Origin of the sequence: Mesorhizobium sp. WSM3860 (genome assembly GCF_002294995.1) — a bacterium.
Classification (GTDB): Bacteria; Pseudomonadota; Alphaproteobacteria; order Rhizobiales; family Rhizobiaceae; genus Mesorhizobium.
The window spans coordinates 499,086-519,055 of the sequence record NZ_NSGF01000002.1; the positions used below are offsets into that span (position 1 = coordinate 499,086).

General features: G+C 65.2%; 21 protein-coding genes and 1 pseudogene. 15 read left to right on the plus strand and 7 right to left on the minus strand.

The window, feature by feature from the left end:
- Positions 1-160: 160 nt before the first annotated feature.
- The 4 genes from CK220_RS06365 to hrcA all read right to left on the minus strand — a co-directional run bounded on the left by CK220_RS06365 (position 161) and on the right by hrcA (position 3,674).
- A complete protein-coding gene (locus tag CK220_RS06365; protein WP_095810683.1) occupies positions 161-781 on the minus strand; it encodes a LysE family translocator in 621 nt (206 codons plus the stop codon).
- 112 nt (positions 782-893) lie between these two features.
- Positions 894-2,243: a sorbosone dehydrogenase family protein gene (locus CK220_RS06370; RefSeq protein ID WP_095810684.1), complete on the minus strand. Its 1,350-nt coding sequence runs from the start codon at positions 2,241-2,243 to the stop codon at positions 894-896.
- 119 nt (positions 2,244-2,362) lie between these two features.
- On the minus strand, positions 2,363-2,560 hold the full coding sequence (locus tag CK220_RS06375; protein ID WP_095810685.1) for a hypothetical protein: 198 nt from the start codon (positions 2,558-2,560) through the stop codon (positions 2,363-2,365).
- A 31-nt stretch (positions 2,561-2,591) separates the two neighbouring features.
- Positions 2,592-3,674: a heat-inducible transcriptional repressor HrcA gene (gene hrcA, locus CK220_RS06380; RefSeq protein WP_095810686.1), complete on the minus strand. Its 1,083-nt coding sequence runs from the start codon at positions 3,672-3,674 to the stop codon at positions 2,592-2,594.
- Between the two features lie 166 nt (positions 3,675-3,840).
- Here hrcA and rph point away from each other — a divergent pair, with 166 nt between their 5' ends.
- From rph to CK220_RS06410, 5 genes and pseudogenes are all read left to right on the plus strand, one after another.
- Positions 3,841-4,557 carry a ribonuclease PH gene (rph, locus tag CK220_RS06385; RefSeq protein WP_067003199.1) on the plus strand — a complete coding sequence of 239 codons (717 nt, stop codon included), beginning with the start codon at positions 3,841-3,843 and terminating at the stop codon, positions 4,555-4,557.
- A 190-nt stretch (positions 4,558-4,747) separates the two neighbouring features.
- Positions 4,748-5,158, plus strand: coding sequence for a VOC family protein (locus CK220_RS06395; protein ID WP_095810688.1), 411 nt, complete (start codon positions 4,748-4,750; stop codon positions 5,156-5,158).
- Positions 5,158-5,835, plus strand: a complete 678-nt coding sequence (rdgB, locus tag CK220_RS06400; protein ID WP_095810689.1) for an RdgB/HAM1 family non-canonical purine NTP pyrophosphatase — start codon at positions 5,158-5,160, stop codon at positions 5,833-5,835. Before CK220_RS06395 ends, rdgB begins: the two co-directional genes overlap by 1 nt.
- Positions 5,832-7,010: a radical SAM family heme chaperone HemW gene (hemW, locus tag CK220_RS06405; protein ID WP_095810690.1), complete on the plus strand. Its 1,179-nt coding sequence runs from the start codon at positions 5,832-5,834 to the stop codon at positions 7,008-7,010. The genes rdgB and hemW overlap by 4 nt, the downstream gene beginning before the upstream one ends.
- A pseudogene (locus CK220_RS06410) lies at positions 7,007-7,331 on the plus strand (low molecular weight protein tyrosine phosphatase family protein). The gene hemW and the pseudogene CK220_RS06410 overlap by 4 nt, the downstream one beginning before the upstream one ends.
- Before the next feature lie 197 nt (positions 7,332-7,528).
- On the opposite strand, the gene CK220_RS06415 reads toward CK220_RS06410, so the two are convergent.
- Together CK220_RS06415 and CK220_RS06420 are read right to left on the minus strand one after the other, a co-directional pair.
- A complete protein-coding gene (locus CK220_RS06415) occupies positions 7,529-7,717 on the minus strand; it encodes a hypothetical protein (protein WP_095810691.1) in 189 nt (62 codons plus the stop codon).
- A gap of 7 nt (positions 7,718-7,724) precedes the next feature.
- Positions 7,725-7,922 carry a hypothetical protein gene (locus CK220_RS06420; RefSeq protein ID WP_095810692.1) on the minus strand — a complete coding sequence of 66 codons (198 nt, stop codon included), beginning with the start codon at positions 7,920-7,922 and terminating at the stop codon, positions 7,725-7,727.
- Positions 7,923-8,076: 154 nt separating this feature from the next.
- On the opposite strand from CK220_RS06420, the gene rsmI reads away from it, so the two are divergent.
- Entirely contained in the window at positions 8,077-8,967 is an 891-nt protein-coding gene (gene rsmI, locus CK220_RS06425) for a 16S rRNA (cytidine(1402)-2'-O)-methyltransferase (protein WP_095810693.1), read from the plus strand.
- Between the two features lie 51 nt (positions 8,968-9,018).
- Positions 9,019-9,396 (plus strand): YraN family protein, encoded by a 378-nt coding sequence (locus CK220_RS06430; RefSeq protein WP_095810694.1) that lies wholly within the window; start codon positions 9,019-9,021, stop codon positions 9,394-9,396.
- A gap of 235 nt (positions 9,397-9,631) precedes the next feature.
- Here the strand turns inward: CK220_RS06430 and CK220_RS06435 are convergent, their stop codons facing one another.
- Positions 9,632-10,438: an undecaprenyl-diphosphate phosphatase gene (locus CK220_RS06435; RefSeq protein WP_095810695.1), complete on the minus strand. Its 807-nt coding sequence runs from the start codon at positions 10,436-10,438 to the stop codon at positions 9,632-9,634.
- Positions 10,439-10,757: 319 nt separating this feature from the next.
- Here CK220_RS06435 and CK220_RS06440 point away from each other — a divergent pair, with 319 nt between their 5' ends.
- The 8 genes from CK220_RS06440 (at position 10,758) to CK220_RS06475 (ending at position 19,651) form a co-directional block, all read left to right on the plus strand.
- Positions 10,758-11,450, plus strand: coding sequence for a glutathione S-transferase family protein (locus CK220_RS06440; protein ID WP_095810696.1), 693 nt, complete (start codon positions 10,758-10,760; stop codon positions 11,448-11,450).
- Positions 11,431-12,588: a tRNA epoxyqueuosine(34) reductase QueG gene (gene queG, locus CK220_RS06445; RefSeq protein WP_095810697.1), complete on the plus strand. Its 1,158-nt coding sequence runs from the start codon at positions 11,431-11,433 to the stop codon at positions 12,586-12,588. Before CK220_RS06440 ends, queG begins: the two co-directional genes overlap by 20 nt.
- Positions 12,589-12,604: 16 nt before the next feature.
- Complete coding sequence (locus tag CK220_RS06450) at positions 12,605-13,510, plus strand: SDR family oxidoreductase (protein WP_095810698.1); 906 nt, start codon at positions 12,605-12,607, stop codon at positions 13,508-13,510.
- Between the two features lie 132 nt (positions 13,511-13,642).
- Positions 13,643-14,725 carry a penicillin-insensitive murein endopeptidase gene (gene mepA / locus CK220_RS06455; RefSeq protein WP_095810699.1) on the plus strand — a complete coding sequence of 361 codons (1,083 nt, stop codon included), beginning with the start codon at positions 13,643-13,645 and terminating at the stop codon, positions 14,723-14,725.
- Positions 14,726-15,101: 376 nt separating this feature from the next.
- A complete protein-coding gene (locus CK220_RS06460; RefSeq protein WP_095810700.1) occupies positions 15,102-16,121 on the plus strand; it encodes a glucokinase in 1,020 nt (339 codons plus the stop codon).
- 141 nt (positions 16,122-16,262) lie between these two features.
- Positions 16,263-18,122 carry an ABC transporter ATP-binding protein gene (locus tag CK220_RS06465; protein WP_095810701.1) on the plus strand — a complete coding sequence of 620 codons (1,860 nt, stop codon included), beginning with the start codon at positions 16,263-16,265 and terminating at the stop codon, positions 18,120-18,122.
- Positions 18,119-18,940 (plus strand): 4-hydroxy-tetrahydrodipicolinate reductase, encoded by an 822-nt coding sequence (gene dapB, locus CK220_RS06470; RefSeq protein ID WP_095810702.1) that lies wholly within the window; start codon positions 18,119-18,121, stop codon positions 18,938-18,940. The genes CK220_RS06465 and dapB overlap by 4 nt, the downstream gene beginning before the upstream one ends.
- A gap of 90 nt (positions 18,941-19,030) precedes the next feature.
- On the plus strand, positions 19,031-19,651 hold the full coding sequence (locus tag CK220_RS06475) for a 2,3-bisphosphoglycerate-dependent phosphoglycerate mutase (RefSeq protein WP_095810703.1): 621 nt from the start codon (positions 19,031-19,033) through the stop codon (positions 19,649-19,651).
- The last annotated feature ends 319 nt before the right edge of the window (positions 19,652-19,970 follow it).

Below are 19,970 nucleotides of genomic sequence, written 5' to 3' on the forward strand. Positions count from 1 at the left end.
GCAAACAGAATAAGGCTTTCAGCCGCGCAAGATAGGCTGCCCGCCGAAAATATCCGAGTGGGCCGGTTGCTGAAAACCTCCCCGCGCCGGAAATGCATTTTCCGGATCGGCCCGTTTCACGGATGCTTTCCCCGAAATGCGGGCCGGTTGAGAATGCGGCCTATTGACGGGCCGCGATGGCGGCTGCCGCTCCCATCATGAAGCCGGCGGCGGTGCGGTTCAGCACCTTCAGCGCGCGCGGCGATTTCAGGAACCAGCGCGCCTTGGCAGCCAGCGCCAGATAGGGGACCAGCACCACGAACAGCACGACGACGGTAAGCGCGACGAGGATGCCGTAATCGGCCGGCGTGATCGTCTTCAGGTCGACGATGGTCGGCGTGATGGCGAGATAGAAGATCATTGTCTTCGGGTTGCCGAGCGTCACCGCAAGCCCGGCGATGAAGCTCGACGCCAGGCCGCCGCTCTTGCCCTTCCGCGCCTCGACCGTTTCGGGCGAGATGCCGCTCGTCCAGAAGCGCCAGGCAAGGAAGGCGAGATAAGCGACGCCCGCCCACTTGATGGCGAGAAACACCATGCCGAAGGTCTGTGCGACGAAGGCGAGGCCGAGCACGACGGCGGTGAGGTAGGTGATGTCGCCGAGCATGAGACCGAACGACATGGCCAGCGACGAACGGAAGCCGGAGCCGAGCGCGCGGGCAACAAGCGCCGTCACGCCGGGGCCCGGAATGGCGGCGGCGACGCCGAGGGCGGCGCTGTAGGCGAGAAATCCTGTCAGTGTCATGGTTTGAACCCAGCGCTATCCCGAGATCGGGATCCAGAGCGGCAGCCTCTTACCACGGCGCCAGGGCGACGTTAATTCCCTTGCGACCGGATTCGGTTGCACCAGCGCCGCTTCAGGACCGGTCGTCGCCATGAGTGACGCGCCATATCGTGCCGTTGCCGTCCTCGGTCAGGATCAACGATCCATCCTTCGCCACGGCGACACCGACCGGCCGGCCCCAGACCGCATCGTCCGCGATGACGAAGCCGGTGGCGAAATCCTCATATTCGCCGGTCGGCTTGCCATCCTTGAACTTCAGCCGCACCACCTTGTAGCCGGTGCGGACATTGCGGTTCCACGAGCCGTGCAGGGTGACGAAGGCGTCGCCCTTGTAGTTTGCCGGGAAGTTGCCACCCTCGTAAAAGGCGATGTTGAGCGGGGCCGAATGTGCCTGGATCAGCACGTCCGGCACCGTGACCTTGCCGGCGAGATCGGGCCGCGCGTCCTTGTGGCGCGGATCCTCATTGTCGCCGATATAGTACCAGGGCCAGCCATAGAAGGCGCCGTCCTTGACGGCGGTCGCATATTCGAAAGGCACGTTGTCGCCGAGCTCGTCGCGTTCGTTGACGACGCACCAGAGCGCGCCCGTAGCCGGCTGCACCGTCATGCCCGAGCAGTTGCGCAGACCGGTGGCGACCATCCTGCGGTTCTTGCCGTCAGGATCGAAAGCGAGCACATCCGCTCGGCCTTCCTCCGCCCCCCAGGTGGCGCCGAGCGGCGCCGATCTCGCCCATTCTTCGACACCGCCCTTCGGCCTCGCTCCCATGCCCTCTGCGGTATTCGAGCCCGAGCCGACCGAGAGATATAGCGTCTTGCCGTCGGGCGAAAAAGCGATGTCGCGCGTCCAGTGATGGCTCGACGGGATGTCCGAGACGATCGTTTCGGGCTTGCCGGAAGCTTTGAGGTCGCCGTCGCGATAGGCAAAGCGGACGACGCTGTTGCTGTTGGCGACATAGACCCATTGCGGCTTGTCGCCCGGCGGATAGAAGGCGATGCCATAGGGCCGGGTCAGGCCTTTGGCGAAGACCGACTTCTCGGCGGGCTTGGCGCTTCCTTCGGGCAGTCGATAGAGGCGGACCTGGTTCGCCCGGCTGTCGGCGACGAAAAGATCGCCGTTCGGCGCCACGCGCACGACACGCGGGCTGTCGATGCCCGAAGCCACCAGCTCGGCCGAAAAGCCGGCTGGAAGGGCCGGCTTGGCATCCTCGGGGCGATCGGTGACACCGCCGCCGTTCGAGGCGGATTCGGCGACATTCGGCTTCGGGAGATCGTCAGGCCGGATGAGGCGCCGCACGCCGGGCCGGTCGGCCTTCCAGTCGCCGAAGGCCCTTTTGCCAGTGAGCAAGGGCTGGTCGGCCTGCTGCGCGAAGGCGCCGGAGGCCATGAGCAAGGCGAGGGCCGCAAGGCCGGCGATCCGTATCATGCTGTTCTCCGTTATTCGCCAACGTCTATGTCACGATCAGCAACCAGACAGCGAATATCGGGCAGGCTTTCCAAAAGAGAAGCCGGGCATGCAGATTTTTGGCGGGAAGCGCCGGCCGATCAGCTCTCTTCGATATCCAGATCGTCGTCGAGCTGCTTTTCCAGCGCGACCAGATCGGCCGGCAGAGGCAGGCCCATGGCGCGCATTTCCCTTAGCTTCTCGCGCAATTGCTCCTGGATTTCGTGATCGTCTTCCGGCTGGTTCACCATCTCCTCGAGCAGCAGGCTGATCTGGGCCTTGATCGATTCCAGCGCCATTTCCACCCTCCTTGCGACGTTCCCCGCTCGCCTACCTCAGCATGCGCGAAATCAACTGGGCCGTATAGTCGACCATCGGGACGATGCGGGCATAGTTCAATCGCGTCGGGCCAATGACGCCCAGCGCGCCGACGACGCGCGCATCCTTGTCGCGATAGGGCGCGACCACGAGCGACGAACCGGACAGCGAAAACAACTTGTTCTCCGAGCCGATGAAGATGCGCACGCCCGGACCTTCCTCGGCGAGGTCGAGGAGCTGCAGCAGTCCGTCCTGCGTTTCCAGATCCTCGAACAGATGGCGCAGCAATTCGAGATCGGCCTGGGCCGTGACGTTTTCCAGAAGATTGGCGCGGCCGCGCACGATGAGGCGCGCCGGCAGGCCGCTTTCGGCCCCTGCCCAGACCGCGAGGCCCTTCTCGACCAGCTCCTGCGACAGCGTGTCGAGAGCCGCCCTGGTCTCGTCCTTGATGCGCGCGATCTCGACCCGCGCCTCGGCCAGCGTGCGGCCGCGGATATGGGCGTTGAGGAAGTTCGAGGCCTCGTGCAGCTGCGAGACGGTGATACCGGCCGGCAGGTCGACAACGCGGTTCTCGACGTCGCCGTTCTGCGACACCAGGACGGCGAGCGCCTTGGTGGGTTCCAACTGGATGAACTCGATGTGCTTCAGAGCCACCTCGTTCTTGGCGGCGAGCACCAGGCCGGCGCCGCGCGACATGCCGGAGAGCATCTGGCTGGCCTCGGTCAGCATATGCTCCAGCGTGGCGCCCGAGCCCGAGGCGCGCACCTGTGCCTCGATGACCCGACGCTCCTCGTCGGACAGATCGCCGAGTTCCATGAAGGCATCGACGAAGAAGCGCAGGCCGGTCTGGGTCGGCAGGCGGCCGGCCGAGATATGCGGCGCGTAGATCAGCCCCAGATGCTCGAGATCGCTCATCACGTTGCGGATGGTGGCCGGCGACAGCGACGACGGCAGGATGCGCGACAAGCTGCGCGAGCCGACCGGCTCGCCGTCGCGCAGATAGGAATCGACAATCCGCCGGAAGATGTCGCGCGAACGCATATCGAGCGATTGAAGCACGGGCGGCTGCGATGCGGGATCGACTGCCTTGTTCATTCCAGCGAAAAACCTCCTATTGAAAGATATAGACTTAAGCCCCCCTGGCGCAACCCGGGCCATTTTCCCTTGCGCCCCGCTTCCTTGGCGCCCTTTTCCTTTGCGCCGTCCGTCGCATGCGTCTACAAGCCGCCGACGAATCCAAAACCAAAGGAAAGAAGGCCGAATGCGCCCCTCCAAACGCCAGCCCGACGAAATGCGCGCCATCTCCTTCGAGCGCGGCGTCTCCAAGCATGCCGAAGGCTCGTGCCTGGTGAAGTTCGGCGACACGCATGTGCTGTGCACGGCGAGCCTGGAGGAAAAGGTGCCGGCCTGGATGCGCAATTCCGGCAAGGGCTGGGTTACGGCCGAATACGGCATGCTGCCGCGCTCGACGGGCGAGCGCATGCGCCGCGAGGCCTCCGCCGGCAAGCAGGGCGGCCGCACGCTGGAGATCCAGCGCCTGATCGGTCGTTCGTTGCGCGCCGTCGTCGACCTGCAGGCGCTGGGCGAACAGCAGATCACCGTCGACTGCGACGTCATCCAGGCCGACGGCGGCACCCGCACCGCCTCGATCACCGGCGGCTGGGTGGCGCTATACGATTGCCTGCGCTGGATGGAAGCGCGCCAGATGGCCAGCGTTTCCAAGGTGCTCAAGGACCATGTCGCGGCGATCTCCTGCGGCATCCATGACGGACAGCCGGTCATCGATCTCGATTATCTCGAGGATTCCTCGGCCGGCACCGACGCCAATTTCGTCATGACCGGCAAGGGCGGCATCGTCGAGATCCAGGGCACGGCGGAAGGCGAGCCCTTCTCCGAAGAGCAGTTTTCGGCGCTGATGGGACTGGCCAAAAAAGGTATTTCTCGGCTGGTGAGCCTGCAACAGATGGCTGTGGCGTAGGGTTATTGATGAGGTTGGCGATCCTTCGCACCCCCCTCTGGCCTGCCGGCCATCTCGCCTGCAAGGGGGGAGATTGGGCGTTGTCTTGGCTTTCGCCAATCACCAACGTTGCAGAGTGTGCGGCGACTCGGAAGCTGCCAATCTCCCCCCTTGCGGGGGAGATGTCCGGCAGGACAGAGGGGGGTGCGTCGTGACTCCCTCGGCGATTTTGGAATCGACGCTCTACGTGACTGATCTCAATGCCGCGGAGGCCTTCTATCGCGACATTATCGGCCTCGAGGCGGTCGGCAAGGTCGAAGGCCGCCACGTCTTCTTCCGCTGCGGCAACGGCGTGCTGCTCCTCTTCAATGCCGAGGCGACGAAAATTCCGCCGGCGCCCGACGCCAGGCTGAAGGTGCCGCCGCACGGCACGATCGGCGAAGGGCATCTTTGCTTCACCGCGACTGCGGCAGAGATCGCCGAATGGCGCAACCATCTGGCGGCCAAGAACATCGCCATCGAAAGCGATTTCGAATGGCCGCAGGGCGGGCACTCGATCTATATCCGCGACCCTTCGGGCAATTCGATCGAGTTCGCCGAGCCAAGGATCTGGGGCCTCTGATGCATTCTTTGAACGGACAAAAGATCGTTGTTGCCAGCCACAATGAAGGCAAGCTGCGCGAATTCGCCGACCTGATGGCGCCGTTCGGCTTCGAGGCGAAATCGGCCAAGGAATACGGCCTGCCCGAACCGGACGAGACCGGCACGACCTTCGAGGAGAATGCCTATATCAAGGCCTATGCCGCGGCCAAGGCCACCGGCCTGCCGGCGCTGTCGGACGATTCGGGGCTCTGTGTCGATGCGCTCGACGGCGCGCCCGGCGTCTACACCGCCAACTGGGCCGAGACGGCGGGCGGCACACGCGATTTCGGCATGGCCATGCAGCGCACCGAAGTGGCGTTGCAGGAGGTCGGCGCGACCGAGCCGGCGCAGCGCGCCGGCCGCTTCGTCGCCGTCATCTGCCTCGCCTTTCCCGATGGCGAGGCCGAATATTACCGCGGCGAGGCCGAAGGCACGCTGGTCTGGCCGCCGCGCGGCACGCTCGGCTTCGGCTACGATCCGGTGTTCCTGCCCAACGGCTTCGACAAGACTTTTGGCGAGATGAGCGCCGAGCAAAAGCATGGCTGGAAGCCCGGCCAGGCAACAGCCCTGTCGCACCGCGCCCGCGCCTTCCAGAAGTTTGCGCAAGCCCGATTGGATTTGGCGCGGCCGGATCTGGCGCGGCTCGGGTCAAAATGATCGGGGCCGGGCAAACCATGCCGCTCGACCGCAGCCCCGGCTTCGGCGTCTATATCCATTGGCCGTTCTGCGCGGCCAAATGCCCTTACTGCGACTTCAACAGCCACGTTCGCCATCAGCCCGTCGACCAGGAGCGTTTTGCGCGGGCCTTCGAGACGGAGCTGAAGACCATGCGCGCCCGCACCGGGCCGCGCGAGGTGACCAGCATCTTCCTCGGCGGCGGCACGCCGTCGCTGATGAAGCCGGAAACTGTGTCAGCGGTTCTGGAAGCCGTGGCGAAGAACTGGACGGTGCCTGCCGGCATCGAGGTGACGCTGGAGGCGAACCCGTCCTCGGTCGAGGCCGAGCGCTTCCGCGGCTACCGGGCGGCCGGCGTCAACCGCGTGTCGCTGGGCGTGCAGGCGCTGAACGACAAGGATCTGCGCTTCCTCGGCCGGCTGCACAATGTCGAGGAGGCGCTGCACGCCATCGGGCTGGCGCGGGAAATCTTTCCGCGGCTTTCCTTCGACCTGATCTATGCGCGGCCCGGCCAGACGCCTGAGGCTTGGCAGGCCGAGCTTGAGCAGGCGATCGGCCACGCCGCCGACCATCTCTCGCTCTACCAGCTCACCATCGAGGAGGGCACGCCCTTCCATGCGCTGCATGCGGCGCGGAAATTCGTCCTGCCCGACAATGATCATGCCGCCGATCTCTACGCGCTGACGCAGGAGGTGACGGCGGCGCATGGGCTGCCGGCCTATGAGATCTCCAACCACGCGCGGCCGGGCGCGGAAAGCCGGCACAACCTGACCTATTGGCGCTATGGCGAATATGTCGGCGTCGGGCCGGGCGCGCATGGCCGCTTCGTCGAGAACGGCCGCCGCACCGTGACGGTCGCGGAAAAAATGCCGGAGACCTGGGCCAATCTGGTCGACGCCAGGGGTCATGGCGTCACCGGCGGCGAGGTGCTGACGCGCGCCGAAGAGGCCGACGAGTTCCTGCTGATGGGGCTGCGGCTGGCCGAAGGCATCGACCTTCAGCGCTACGAGACGCTTGCCGGGCGCGGCCTTTCCAGCGCAAGGCTCTCGGTGCTGCAGGACGAAGGGCTGGTGGCGCCGGTCGGCAATGCACGGCTCCGCGCCACGACCGCCGGCATGATCGTGCTGGATGCGGTGGTGGCAGACCTCGCGCGGTGAAAAAGGTTCTCTTCGTCTGCAGCCAGAACCGCTTGCGCAGTCCGACCGCCGAACAGGTATTTTCCAGGCGTCGCGACATCGAGGTCGAATCGGCCGGCACCAAATCACGATGCCGACAACCCGGTGACGCATGAGCTCGTCGCGTAGGCCGACATCATCTTCGTCATGGAGAAGGCGCATCGGGCCAAGCTGCAGAAGAAGTTCCGGTCAAGCCTGAAGCGCGCCAGAATGATTTGCCTCGACATTCCGGACAACTACGCGTTCATGGATCCGGAGCTGGTGCGGCTGCTCGAGGCGAAGGTCTCGAAATATCTTGGCTGAATGGCGTGGTTGAACGGCCGAGCGCGGCGCTTTCGTCATCCTCGGGCTTGAGCGCGCTTGACCCGAGGATCATGCCGTGGCTGGGGCGGAGCACCGTTGGCGAGGGCTTCGATGTGAGGCCCAGGGTCTGCGCCGCGTCGACTCGCTCCTCGCTCCGCCTGGGATGAGGCGAGAGATCGCGAAGGGTCGCGACTGTTCTAGGCGTCGTGCTTCTGGCGGTGCTTCCCGCGATCCTTTTCCGCATGCGCCTCGCCGGAACGGCCCTGCTTCAGGTCAGCCTTGTCGCGGCGGTTCCCGTGCTGGGCGGCGATCGGATGCGAAGGAATGCCCTCGCGGGCGGTCTTGCTTTCAAGTCGTGTGATGAAAATGTCGAAGCGATTGGGCATCGTCCGGTCAGTGCTCCGTCGTGCTTTCGGTTTCGGTCGAGGCGTCTTGAACCGCGGGGCTTGGAAGCGGCTTCATCACTTCCTTGTCCTTTGTCCTGGCGGAGGGTTCCCGATTCTCCGAACCGGCAATCTTCTCCGATCCGGCAAAGCGCTTGCAGCCCGAATAATAGGGCGTGAAAGCGTCTTGAATGATCAGGCTGTCCATCCTGTCCTCCTCCTCGGGGAATCAGGGGTAAAATACGCCTTACGCGGTTTGGTTCCGCATCATGGCAAAGGCATGGCGATTCGCTTTCGTCGCCATCACGTTTTGCAACCGGGGATGAGCCGTGGCAAACAGTGGCGCGTGGGGAGGGCCTCAGTTGACCGGCGACAAACGCAGCTATGTAATCGGGCAGACCGAGATTGCGGCGCGGCCGCTGGAGCCGGCGCTCTATCTGGTGGCGACGCCGATCGGCAATCTCGCCGATGTCACGCTGCGTGCGCTGGAGACGCTGGCCGGCGCCGACATCGTTGCCTGCGAGGACACCCGCGTCTCGCGCGTGCTGCTGGAGCGCTACGGCATCCGCCGGCGCACCACGGCCTATCACGAGCACAATGCCGCCGAGGCCGGGCCGAAGCTGATCGAGTCGCTCGCTGCCGGACAAAGCGTGGCGCTGATCTCGGATGCCGGCACGCCGCTGGTTTCCGATCCCGGCTACCGGCTGGTCGGCGAGGCGCTGGAGCGCGGCATCCGCGTTATTCCGGTGCCCGGACCGTCGGCGGCGCTTGCCGCGCTGACCGCTTCCGGCCTGCCTTCCGACGCCTTTCTGTTCGCCGGTTTCTTGCCGGCCAAGGCAGGCCAGAGGCTCACCAAGCTCGAAAGCTTCAGGCAGGTGCCGGCGACGCTCATCTTCTATGAATCGCCGCGCCGGCTGGCCGAGACGCTTGGTGCGATGGTGCAAGTGCTTGGCGGAGCGCGCAAAGCGGCGATTGGCCGCGAGCTGACCAAGGCGTTCGAGGAGATGCGAACGGGGACGCTCGGAGAGCTTGCCGATCACTATGCGGCGGCCGAGACGCCCAAAGGCGAAATCGTCGTCTGCGTCGGCCCGCCGGAGGCGGCCGAAGACCAGCCGGCCGACATCGACCGGCTGCTGTTGTCTTTGGCCGCCGAAATGCCGGCCTCCAAGGCAGCGGCGGAAGCGGCGAAGATGACCGGCGGCCAGAAACAGGCGCTCTACCGCCGGCTGATCGAGCTGAAGGACAGACCATGATCCCAAAAAGTGGAAACCGGTTTTTGGAAGAGATCATGGTCAAACAAGAAAATGGCTGAGCGCACCGTCGGTCATCGGCGAAAAGCCTATCGGCGCGGCCATCGCGGCGAATGGCTGGCGGCGCTGGCGCTGATGCTGAAGGGCTATCGCATCCTTGCGCGCCGCCATCGCACAAGGCTCGGCGAGATCGACCTGATCGCCAGGCGCGGCGACCTGGTGCTGTTCGTCGAGGTCAAGGCGCGGCGGACGCTGATGGAGGCGATGGAAGCGATCGCCCACGCCTCGGAACGGCGCATCGAAAGCGCCGCCGACCTCTGGCTGTCGCGCCAGCCCGACTATGGCAGGCTTTCGGTGCGCTTCGACATGGTGGCGGTGCTGCCCTGGCGCTGGCCGGTGCATGTCGAGAATGCGTTTTATGGAAGGAGTTGAGGGGCTGTGCGGCCGTAGCTTGCGAGGCGTCGGCGGGACAGCGCCCCCTCTTGGCCGGCCATCTCCCCCACTTGGGGGGAGATCAGATGTCGCCGTCGCCTTCGCCAATCGCCAATGTTGCAGGAGATAGCGCCTTCGGCGAAGCTGCCAATCTCCCCCCTTGTGGGGGAGATGTCCGGCAGGACAGAGGGGGCGCGAAGGAACTCGACGTTGCGCTATTGAGCGGGCCTGTCACTCACCCCCAGATCATCAGCGCCATCAGTCCGAGCCCGCCGACCACGAGGCGCCACCAGCCGAACAGCGAGTAGCCCTTGCGCGAGACGTAATCGAGCAGGAAGCGCACCACGAAGAGCGCGGTGACGAAGGCGGCGATGAAGCCGACGGCGATGATCGGCAGGTCGGCCGAGGTCAGCACGTTGCGGTTCTTGAACAGATCGAAGGCGAAGGCGCCGACCATAGTCGGCATGGCAACGAAGAAGGAAAACTCCGCCGCCGCGCGCTTGTCGACGCCCAAGAGCAGCGCGCCTACGATGGTCGAGCCGGAGCGCGAGGTGCCGGGTATCAGCGACAGGCACTGGAACAGGCCGATCTGGAGATAAAGCCTGGTCGGGAAGCGCTCGACGTCGCGGTAGATGGGCTTCAGGTTCATGCGGTCGACGGCGAGCAGCACCACACCGCCGATGATCAGCATGATGCAGATCAGGCGCGGCGATTCGAACAGGAAGGTCTTGATGAAGTCATGCGCCAGCGCGCCGATGACCGCCGCCGGCAGGAAGGCGATGAGGATGCCGATGACGAAATGCCTTGTCAGCCGGTCATGCGGCAGTTCGAGCAGCATCTTCCAGAGGCGGCGGAAATAGACGCTGAGGATCGCGAGGATCGCGCCGAGCTGGATCAAAATCTCGAAGGCCTTGCCGGTCGAATGGAAGCCGAGGAAATGGCCGGCGAGCAGGATGTGGCCGGTCGATGAAACCGGGATGAATTCGGTCAGGCCCTCGATCAGCCCAAGCAGCAGCGCTTCGACAATGGTCTGGCTTTCCATGGCAACCTCTGCTTCGAGTGACGGCTAAGGGGAAGGGCTTGCTTGTCATGGCGCGGAAGTCCCCCTATAGGTCGCAACACATGACAGTCCCTGGAATCGGGCCGCCAAGACTTACCGGCGCTTACACCAATTTGCCAGTGTGCAATCCGGAATTCGCCGCACCTCGGAGCAGCGCACTGTGCGAATTCCGGATTCTGAGCCACACTGTCAACTTTGAGTTCTAGTGTGGTTTTGGATTTGAAGTTCCTGGACGCTGATGCCATTGAGGGTGCAGGAACTTCAAATCCACCACACTAGTGCGCCCTATCATCGCGGAACCATGCTGACGCTTTTTCACCACCCGATGTTCTCCACCTGCCGGTTCGTCCGCCTCGCCTTCGGTGAGTATGGCGAGGAGCTGGCCCTGATCGAGGAGAAGCCCTGGACCCGGCGCAAGGAGTTTCTGGCGCTCAATCCGGCCGGCACGCTGCCGATCCTGCTGGCCGAAGGCGACGTGCCGATCGTCGGCGCCATGGTCATCGCCGAATATCTCGACGAGACACGCGGGGTGCTGAAGCGCGACAGGCGGCTGTTTGCCGAGGACCCGATGCAGCGCGCCGAAATCCGACGGCTGACCGACTGGTATCTCAGCAAGGCCGAAAGCGAGGTCACCCGCCATCTGGTGCGCGAGCGCGTGCTGAAGCCGGTGATGCCGGAAACAGCGGGCGGCGGCTCACCCGATTCGGGTGCGATCCGCGCCGCGCGCGCCAACATCCGCCAGCACATGAAATACACCAACTGGCTGGCCGGCACGCGTCACTGGCTGGCCGGCAACAAGGTGACCTATGCCGACCTCGCCGCGGCCGCGACGCTTTCCGTGCTCGACTATCTCGGCGAGATCGACTGGCGCGAGCACTCGGCGGCGCGCGAATGGTATACTCGCGTGAAATCAAGGCCGTCGTTCCGGCCGCTGCTCACCGATCGCGTGCGCGGCCTGTCGCCGGTATCGCATTATGCGGACCTCGATTTCTGACAAGACGAAGCTGCGCGCGCTGATCGACGCGGAGGCGCGCCGCGCCGGCTTCGACGCCGTTGCCGTCACCCGGCCGGACGCGATCCCGCTGGCGCCCGCGCGGCTGGCCGAGTTCGTCGCCGGGGGATTTCACGGCTCGATGGACTGGATCGCCGAGACGGTTCTGCGGCGCGCCGAGCCCTCGACGCTGTGGCCGGAAGTGCGATCGATCATCGTGCTCGCCATGAACTACGGTCCGGACCGGGATCCGCGCGATGTCCTCGACAAACATGATCGCGGCGCGATCTCGGTCTACGCGCAAAATCGCGACTATCACGACGTGATGAAAGGTCGGCTGAAGGAAATCGCGGGCAAGATCGTCGCGCGCGCCGGCGGCGACGTGAAGGTGTTCGTCGACACGGCGCCGGTGATGGAAAAGCCGCTGGCGGAAGCCGCGGGGCTGGGCTGGCAGGGCAAGCACACCAACCTGGTGAGCCGCGAGCACGGCTCATGGCTGTTCCTCGGCACCATCTTCACGACGGCCGAGCTTGAGCCGGACAAAGCTGAGATCGACCATTGCGGCTCCTGCCGCGCCTGCCTCGACATCTGCCCGACCGATGCGTTCCCGGCGCCGTACCGGCTCGATGCGCGGCGCTGCATCTCCTACCTCACCATCGAGAACAAGGGGCCGATCCCGCGCGAATTTCGCGAGGCGATCGGCAACCGCATCTATGGCTGCGACGACTGCCTGGCCGCCTGTCCGTGGAACAAATTCGCCAGCGTCGCCGCCGAGGCCAAGCTTGCCGCGCGCGAAGATCTGCGCGAGCCGCGGCTGTCGGAGCTGCTGTTGCTCGACGATGCGACGTTCCGCTCCTTTTTCTCGGGCTCGCCGATCAAGCGCATCGGCCGCGACCGTTTTGTCCGCAACGCGCTGATCGCCGCCGGCAATTCGGGCGATGCTTCGCTGACGCCGATCGCGCGCGGCCTGCTCGACGCCGGCTCGCCCCTGGTGCGGGGTGCGGCAGTATGGGCGCTATCGCGACTGATGCCGCGGCGCGATTTTGCGGAGCTCGCCGCATCGGCCTTGCAGGCCGAAGGCGATGCAACGGTGCGCGACGAATGGCTGTCAGCGCTGCCGGTTCCCGCAAAGGACCATTGAAGAAGAGGATTCATTGATGGGCGAGAGACGCTTCTTCATTTTCGGCGCCGGCTATTCCGGCAAGGCTTTTGCGAGGGCCAATGAGGATGGCGCGCCGATCTTCGGCACGACTCGCTCGCCGGAAAAGTTCGAGGCGTTGCGGCAGGCAGGCATCGTGCCGTCAAGCTTCGAAGGTTCGTTGACCCCGCAAATCAGCGACGCGCTTCGGCAAGCAACGCATCTCGTCATCTCGGTCGCTCCGGACGAAGCGGGCGATCCGGTGCTCAATGCGGCCGGCGAGGCGATCCGGGCCAAGATGCCGGCGCTCAAATGGATCGGCTATCTCTCGACCGTCGGCGTCTATGGCGATCATGGCGGCGCCTGGGTGGACGAGAGCGCCGACTGCAGGCCGGTTTCGAAGCGCTCGGTGATGCGGGTGGCGGCCGAACAGGAATGGCTGGCTCTTGGGCGGGAAATCGGAAAGCCGGTAGCGATCCTGCGGCTTTCCGGCATTTACGGCCCTGGCCGCAACGCGCTGGCCAATCTCGACGACGGCACCGCAAGGCGGCTGGTCAAGCCCGGCCAGGTCTTCAACCGTATCCATTGCGACGACATCGCCGGCGCCCTGTGGCATCTGGCCGATAGGAATCGCGGCGGCATCTTCAATGTCACCGACGACGAGCCGGCGCCGCCGCAGGATGTCGTCGCCTATGCCGCCGGGCTTATGGGCGTGGAGGCGCCTCCGGAAATCCCCTTCGAGACGGCGCAACTTTCGCCCATGGCGCGGTCCTTCTACGGCGAGAACAAGCGCGTCGCCAACGCGGCGATCAAAGCGGCAGGCTACAGCTTTCGTTTGCCGAACTATCGGGTGGCGCTGGAGCGGATGTGGGCCGACGGCAACTGGCGGGACGGAGAGCCGCGCAGCCCAATGAAACGCTCGTGAGCGAAGCGAAGTGGATGGCGATTATGATTCGCACCTGAAGCGCGCGTCTTTCGAGATTCGCTCCATGCGCTTCAGGTTTGGGGAGACATGTTTTAGCATTGCGTCGCGCCACTGGAGAGGGGACTCGACCTGATGACGTTGCGATCGCTGCCCGACAGCAAGCCGTTCCTGACCGCCGCGCTTGCCCTGGTGACCTTGGCCGGGCTGGCGACGGCCGCAATCTCGGCCGAACCGCGTGCAAAGGACCTGTTCGGCGCCAAGAAGCTGCCGGCGGTGGCGCAAGCGCAATCCTTCGGCTTTTACTCAAAAGGCTGCTTTGCCGGCGGCGTCGCCTTGCCGATGGACGGGCCGAGTTGGGAAGTGATGCGCCCCTCGCGCAACCGCCGCTGGGGCCACCCGGCGATGATCGCGCTGATCGAGAAGCTGGCGCGCGACGCCCAGGCGGATGGCTGGCCGGGGCTGCTGGTCGGCGATGTCTCGCAGCCGCGCGGCGGCCCGATGACGACCGGCCACGCCTCGCATCAGATCGGCCTCGATGCCGATATCTGGCTGACGCCGAAGCCGCGGCGCCCGCTGACCATGGCTCAGCGCGAGAGCATGAGCGCGACGCTGATGGTCGACGGGAAGACGCATCTGGTGAAGGACGCGCTGTGGACGCCGGCGCATACGCGGCTTCTGAAGCGTGCGGCGAGCTACCCTGAGGTCGAGCGCATCCTGGTCAATCCGGGCATCAAGAAGAAGCTTTGCGACACGGTCACCGGCGATCGCTCCTGGCTGCGCAAGATCCGCCCGTTCTGGGGCCATGACTATCATTTCCACATGCGCATCGGCTGCCAGGCGGGCTCGCCCGGCTGCAAGGCGCAGGAGGCGACGCCGGCCGATGACGGCTGCGGCAAGCCGCTTGCCTGGTGGTTCACCGAGGAGCCGTGGCGGCCGAACAAGAACCCGGATGCGCCGAAAGCGCGCGACCTGATGACCATGGCCAATTTGCCGAGGGAGTGCCAGGCGGTGCTTGCAGCGCCGGACGCCCCTTCTGTGGAAGCGGTCACCTATCAGGGCGGCGGCGCGGCAGCGGTAGCGGCGGCCAAATCGAAAGTGATAGAGCCGGCCGAGACTATCTCCAGCGGGAATGCCGTGCTTCCCGCGGCAGCCAGCGCCTTCGCGCCCACCCCCTCGATCGGCATTCCGCTGCCGCGTCCGAGACCGGGGAACTGACATTAGGCAATCGCTTCGGCTTCCCCCTTTGCTTGAGACGATCAATCGCTAAGGTCGGCGCCGCCCCTCATCCGCCTGCCGGCACCTTCTCCCAGTATAATAACGGGGAGAAGGGATCTGGCCGCAGCCTCGCCGCCATCCTTGCCGCGCCGGAGATTGGCGAAACCGTCGACGAGCGCCCCTCTCCCCGTCACTAGACGGGGAGAGCATGCCGGCAGGCAGGTGAGGGGCGGCGCCGACGCTGGAAGAGATACGGCAAGAACGGAGTTCAAAACGCCAAGCGAATGCCTCGAAACTGGGGCCGAAGCCGCTTTCCCTTTGCCGGCCCATGCGCTAGGTCAACGACGGGCGGGAACGAACGGGACGAACAAAGAGCATGGTTGGCGAAGACGATACAGCGCTGCGATTTCCTGTCCTGATCGGCGATATCGGCGGCACCAATGCGCGTTTCTCTATCGTGCTCGACGCCAATTCGGAAGCGACCGAGCCGCAGATCGTCCAGACGGCCAATTTCAGGACCATCGACGAGGCGATCCAGGCGGCGGTGCTCGACCGCTCGTCGATCCAGCCGCATTCGGCGGTGCTGGCGGTGGCCGGGCCGGTCGACGGCGACGAGATCCGGCTGACCAACTGCCCCTGGGTGGTCAAGCCGCACCAGATGTTTGCCAATCTGGGTTTAAGCGAGATCGTCGTGCTCAACGATTTCGAGGCGCAGGCGCTGGCGGTGGTTGCGCTCGGCGAAGAGCATATGGAAAAGATCGGCGGCGGCGCGCCGGAGCCGAATGCGGGCCGGGTCGTGCTCGGCCCGGGGACGGGGCTCGGTGTCGCCGGGCTGATCTACGCGCTTCGCCACTGGATACCGGTGCCGGGCGAGGGCGGGCATATGGATATCGGCCCGCGCACGCCGCGCGACTTCGAAGTGTTCCCGCATATCGAAAAGCTCGAGGGCCGCATCTCCGGCGAGCAGATCCTGTGCGGCCGCGGACTGGTCAATGTCTATCGCGCGGTGGCCAAGGCCGACGCAAAGCCGACGCCTTTCACGACGCCGGCGGAGGTTACCGCGGCCGCGCTCGCCAAATCCGATCCGGTGGCACAGGAAGCGCTGGAACTGTTCGTCACCTGTCTCGGCCGCACCGCGGGCGATCTCGCGCTGGTGTTCATGAGCCGCGGCGGCGTGTTCCTGACCGGCGGCATCGCGCAAAAAATCGTGCCGGCGCTGAAAGCCGGCAATTTCCGCGCCGCGTTCGAGGACAAGGCACCGCACAGCGCGCTGATGCGCACGATGCCGGTCTATGTCATCACCCACCCGCTGGCGGCGCTTCTCGGGCTTGCCGCCTATGCCAGAACTCCGTCGCTGTTCGGCGTTCAGACCGCTGGACGGCACTGGCGGGCATGAGCGCGCCCGGGTTCGGGATGGCAATCGGCCACCGCGACGAAGTTTCGCCATAGGCAAGCCGTAGCCGGGGCGCTAAGAGGGGTGCCGATTGTCGCCCGATCCTGCGAGACCGTCCTACGAGAACTACGAAGCGCTTCTGATTTGACACTCCAAAATCCAAACAAACATAAGGTCCGACCCGGCGAGGTCACGGCGGTGCTGCGCCGTATCATCGCTGAAAACGGCCATGACCATCGCTGGTCGTATGCGGTCGCCATCGTCTGCTCGCTGCTGGTTTCGGGCGCGACCGCCTTCTCGGCCTGGGTCATGGCGCCGATGGTCAACGAAATCTTCTACGAACGGCGGGGCGACGCCGTGCTATGGATCTGCGCCGGTTTCATGGGCGCCTTCCTGGTGCGCGGTTTCGCCGGTTACGGCCAAGCGGTGGCGTTGGCCACGATCGGCAACAACCTGGTCGCCCGCTACCAGAAGCGCACCTTCGACCATCTGATGCGGCTCGGCGTCAATTTCTTTAACGACACACGCTCCGGGCGCTTGGCGGCGCAGCTGGACGAGAACATCGGCGGCATTCGCGATCTCTTGTCGCTGACATTGATTTCGATCACCCGCGACGCGGTGACCCTGGTCGGCCTCGTCGGCCTCATGGTCTACCAGGATCCGGTGTTGTCGCTAAGCTCGCTGCTGATCGGGCCGCCGCTGATCTGGGCCGTCGTCTACATCACGCGCCGGGTGCGCAAGATCAACCGCGAATCCGTGCTGATCAATTCTCGGCTGAGCGGGTCGGTGCAGGAGGCCACACAAGGCATTGCCATCGTCAAAGCCTTCACCCTGGAGGACGAGCTGGCGCGCCGCATCGGCATCATGGCCGACACGGCCGAGCAGCGCAGCAACAAGATCGCCCGCGTCTCGGAGCGGCTGTCGCCGATTTCGGACATCCTGGCTGGGCTCGCCGTGACCGCCGTCATCGCCTATTCCGGTTATCGGGCGCTGGTTCTCGGCCAGCCGCCGGGCGCGGTGTTTTCCTTCATCACCGCGCTGATCCTGGCCTATGATCCGGCGAGGCGGCTGGCGCGCATGCAGGTGGCGATGGAACGCGCGCTGGTCAACGCGCGCATGATCTATGAACTGCTCGACCTCGAGCCGAAACAGAGCGACGCGCCCGACGCCGCCGAAGCAAAGATCATTTCCGGCGAAGTGGCCTTCAACAATGTGACGTTCGGCTACAGCGCCGACATGCCGGTGCTGAGGGATCTGAGCTTTACCGCCGCGGCCGGCAAGGTGACGGCGATCGTCGGCGCTTCGGGCGCCGGCAAGTCGACGCTGGTGGCGCTCTTGCAGCGCTTCTACGACGTCGACAAGGGCTCGATCGAGGTGGACGGCCAGGACATCTCGAAGGTGACGAAGCGGTCGCTGCGCCAATCGATAGCCTATGTCTCGCAGGCGCCCTATCTCTTCGAAGGCACGATCCGCGACAACATTCGCTACGGCCGGCTCTCGGCCACCGATGCGGAGATCGAGCAGGCGGCGAAACAGGCCGCCGCCGACGAGTTCATCCGCCAGCAGCCGCAAGGCTACGACACGCCGGTCGGCGAAGGCGGCTCGACGCTTTCCGGCGGCCAGCGCCAGCGCGTCTCGATCGCGCGCGCCATCGTGCGCCAGGCGCCGATCCTGCTGCTCGACGAGGCGACCTCGGCGCTCGACAACGAAGCGGAAGCGCGCGTCCAGGAAGCGCTCACCCATGTCATGGAAGGCCGCACCACCATCGTGATCGCGCACCGGCTGTCGACGGTGGTCAATGCCGACCACATCATCGTGCTGGAAGAGGGACGGCTGGTCGAGCAAGGCACGCACGCGACGCTGATGGCCGATCCGGACAGCATCTACGCCCGCTTCCACCGGGTGCAGGGCAAGAAGGGGCTGGGGCTTGTCGATGACGCCAAGCCAATCCAAACTGCGCTGCCGCGCACGCGCGCGAAGAAGACCGTCGGGAGAGGCGCATGAGCGAAACGGGCGATATGGGCCTGGTGGTGGTGGGCGCCGCCGGCCGGATGGGCCAGACGCTGATCCGCGCCATCCACTCCATTCCCGGCGCGCGCGTTGCCGGTGCTGTCGAGCGGCCGGACTCGCCGCATCTCGGCAAGGATGCCGGCGAGCTCGCCGGCATCGGCACCATCAATGTGCCGATCGTCGACGACCCGCTGCCGGCCTTCGCCAAGGCCGACGGCGTGCTCGATTTCACGGCCCCTGGCGCAAGCGTCGAATTCGCCGGCTATGCCGCGCAGGCGCGCATCGTCCATGTCATCGGCACGACCGGCTGTTCGGCCGACGACGATGCCAAGATCGCCGCGGCGGCGCGCCACGCGACCATCGTCAAATCCGGCAATATGAGCCTGGGCGTCAATCTTTTGGCGGTGCTGGTGGAGCAGGCGGCGCGCGCCCTCGATGCGCAGGATTTCGACATCGAGATCCTGGAGATGCACCACAGGCACAAAGTCGACGCGCCGTCCGGCACGGCGCTGCTGCTCGGCGAAGCGGCGGCCATGGGCCGAGCGATCGCGCTCAAGGACAACAGCGTGCGGGTTCGCGACGGCCATACCGGCGTCCGCAAGGCCGGCACGATCGGCTTCGCCACTTTGCGCGGCGGCTCGGTGGTCGGCGAGCACAGTGTGATCCTGGCCGGCACCGGCGAGCGCATCACGCTGTCCCACCAGGCCGAGGACCGGGCGATCTTTGCCCGCGGCGCCGTCAAGGCGGCGCTTTGGGCGCGCGGCAAGAAGCCGGGCCTTTATTCCATGCGGGACGTGCTCGGCCTGAGCTGAGGCGTCTATTTTCCAACGCAATTCCGGACGGACAACCGCTACACGCTTTTCCTGGAATTGCTCAAATCCAACCACGTATCAGGAGCAAACATGTCGGGAACTCTCGTGCTCGTGCGCCACGGCCAGAGCGAATGGAACCTGAAGAACCTGTTCACCGGCTGGCGCGATGTCGACCTGACCGAGCAGGGCAACGCGGAAGCGCTTGCAGCCGGCGAGAAGCTCAAGGCGCGCGGCCTGAAATTCGACATCGCCTACACCTCTGCGCTGAAGCGGGCGCAGAAGACCTGCCAGCACATTCTCGACGTGGTCGGCCAGAGCAACCTCGAGACCGTCCGCGACCAGGCGCTCAACGAACGCGACTATGGCGACCTCTCCGGCCTCAACAAGGACGACGCGCGCAAGAAGTGGGGCGAGGAGCAGGTGCATATCTGGCGCCGCTCCTACGACGTGTCCCCTCCCGGCGGCGAAAGCCTGAAGGACACCGGCGCGCGCGTTTGGCCCTATTACCTGCACGACGTGCAGCCGCATGTGCTGCGCGGCGAGACGGTGCTGGTCGCCGCGCACGGCAATTCGCTGCGGGCGCTGATCATGGCGCTGGACGGCAAGAGCGGCGAGGAGATCGTCAAGCTCGAGCTCGGCACCGGCGTGCCGGTGATCTACAAGCTCAACGCCGATTCCACCGTGGCAAAGAAGGAAGTGCTGGAGGGCTGAGGGTCTCTTACTCCCTCACGGCGACTCATTGACCGGCGGGCGGCCAGAGCTTCACCCCACGCTTGAACTTCATCTCTGCGCCATCTGTCCGAGCGTTCGCGCTGCCCCTCACCTGCCTGCCGGCATCCTCTCCCCGCATAGTGACGGGGAGAGGGGCGCTCTTATCGCTGCTTTCGCCAATTGCCAATGTTGCAAGAAAAGCGCCGAGATCGCGGCCAGCCCTTTCTCCCGTCACTAGAGCTGGATGATTTTAGGTTGAACAGTATCCGGCGTTTTCGAAGTAGTTGGTGCATTCGGTTGCGGTGAGGCCATCGAGGAT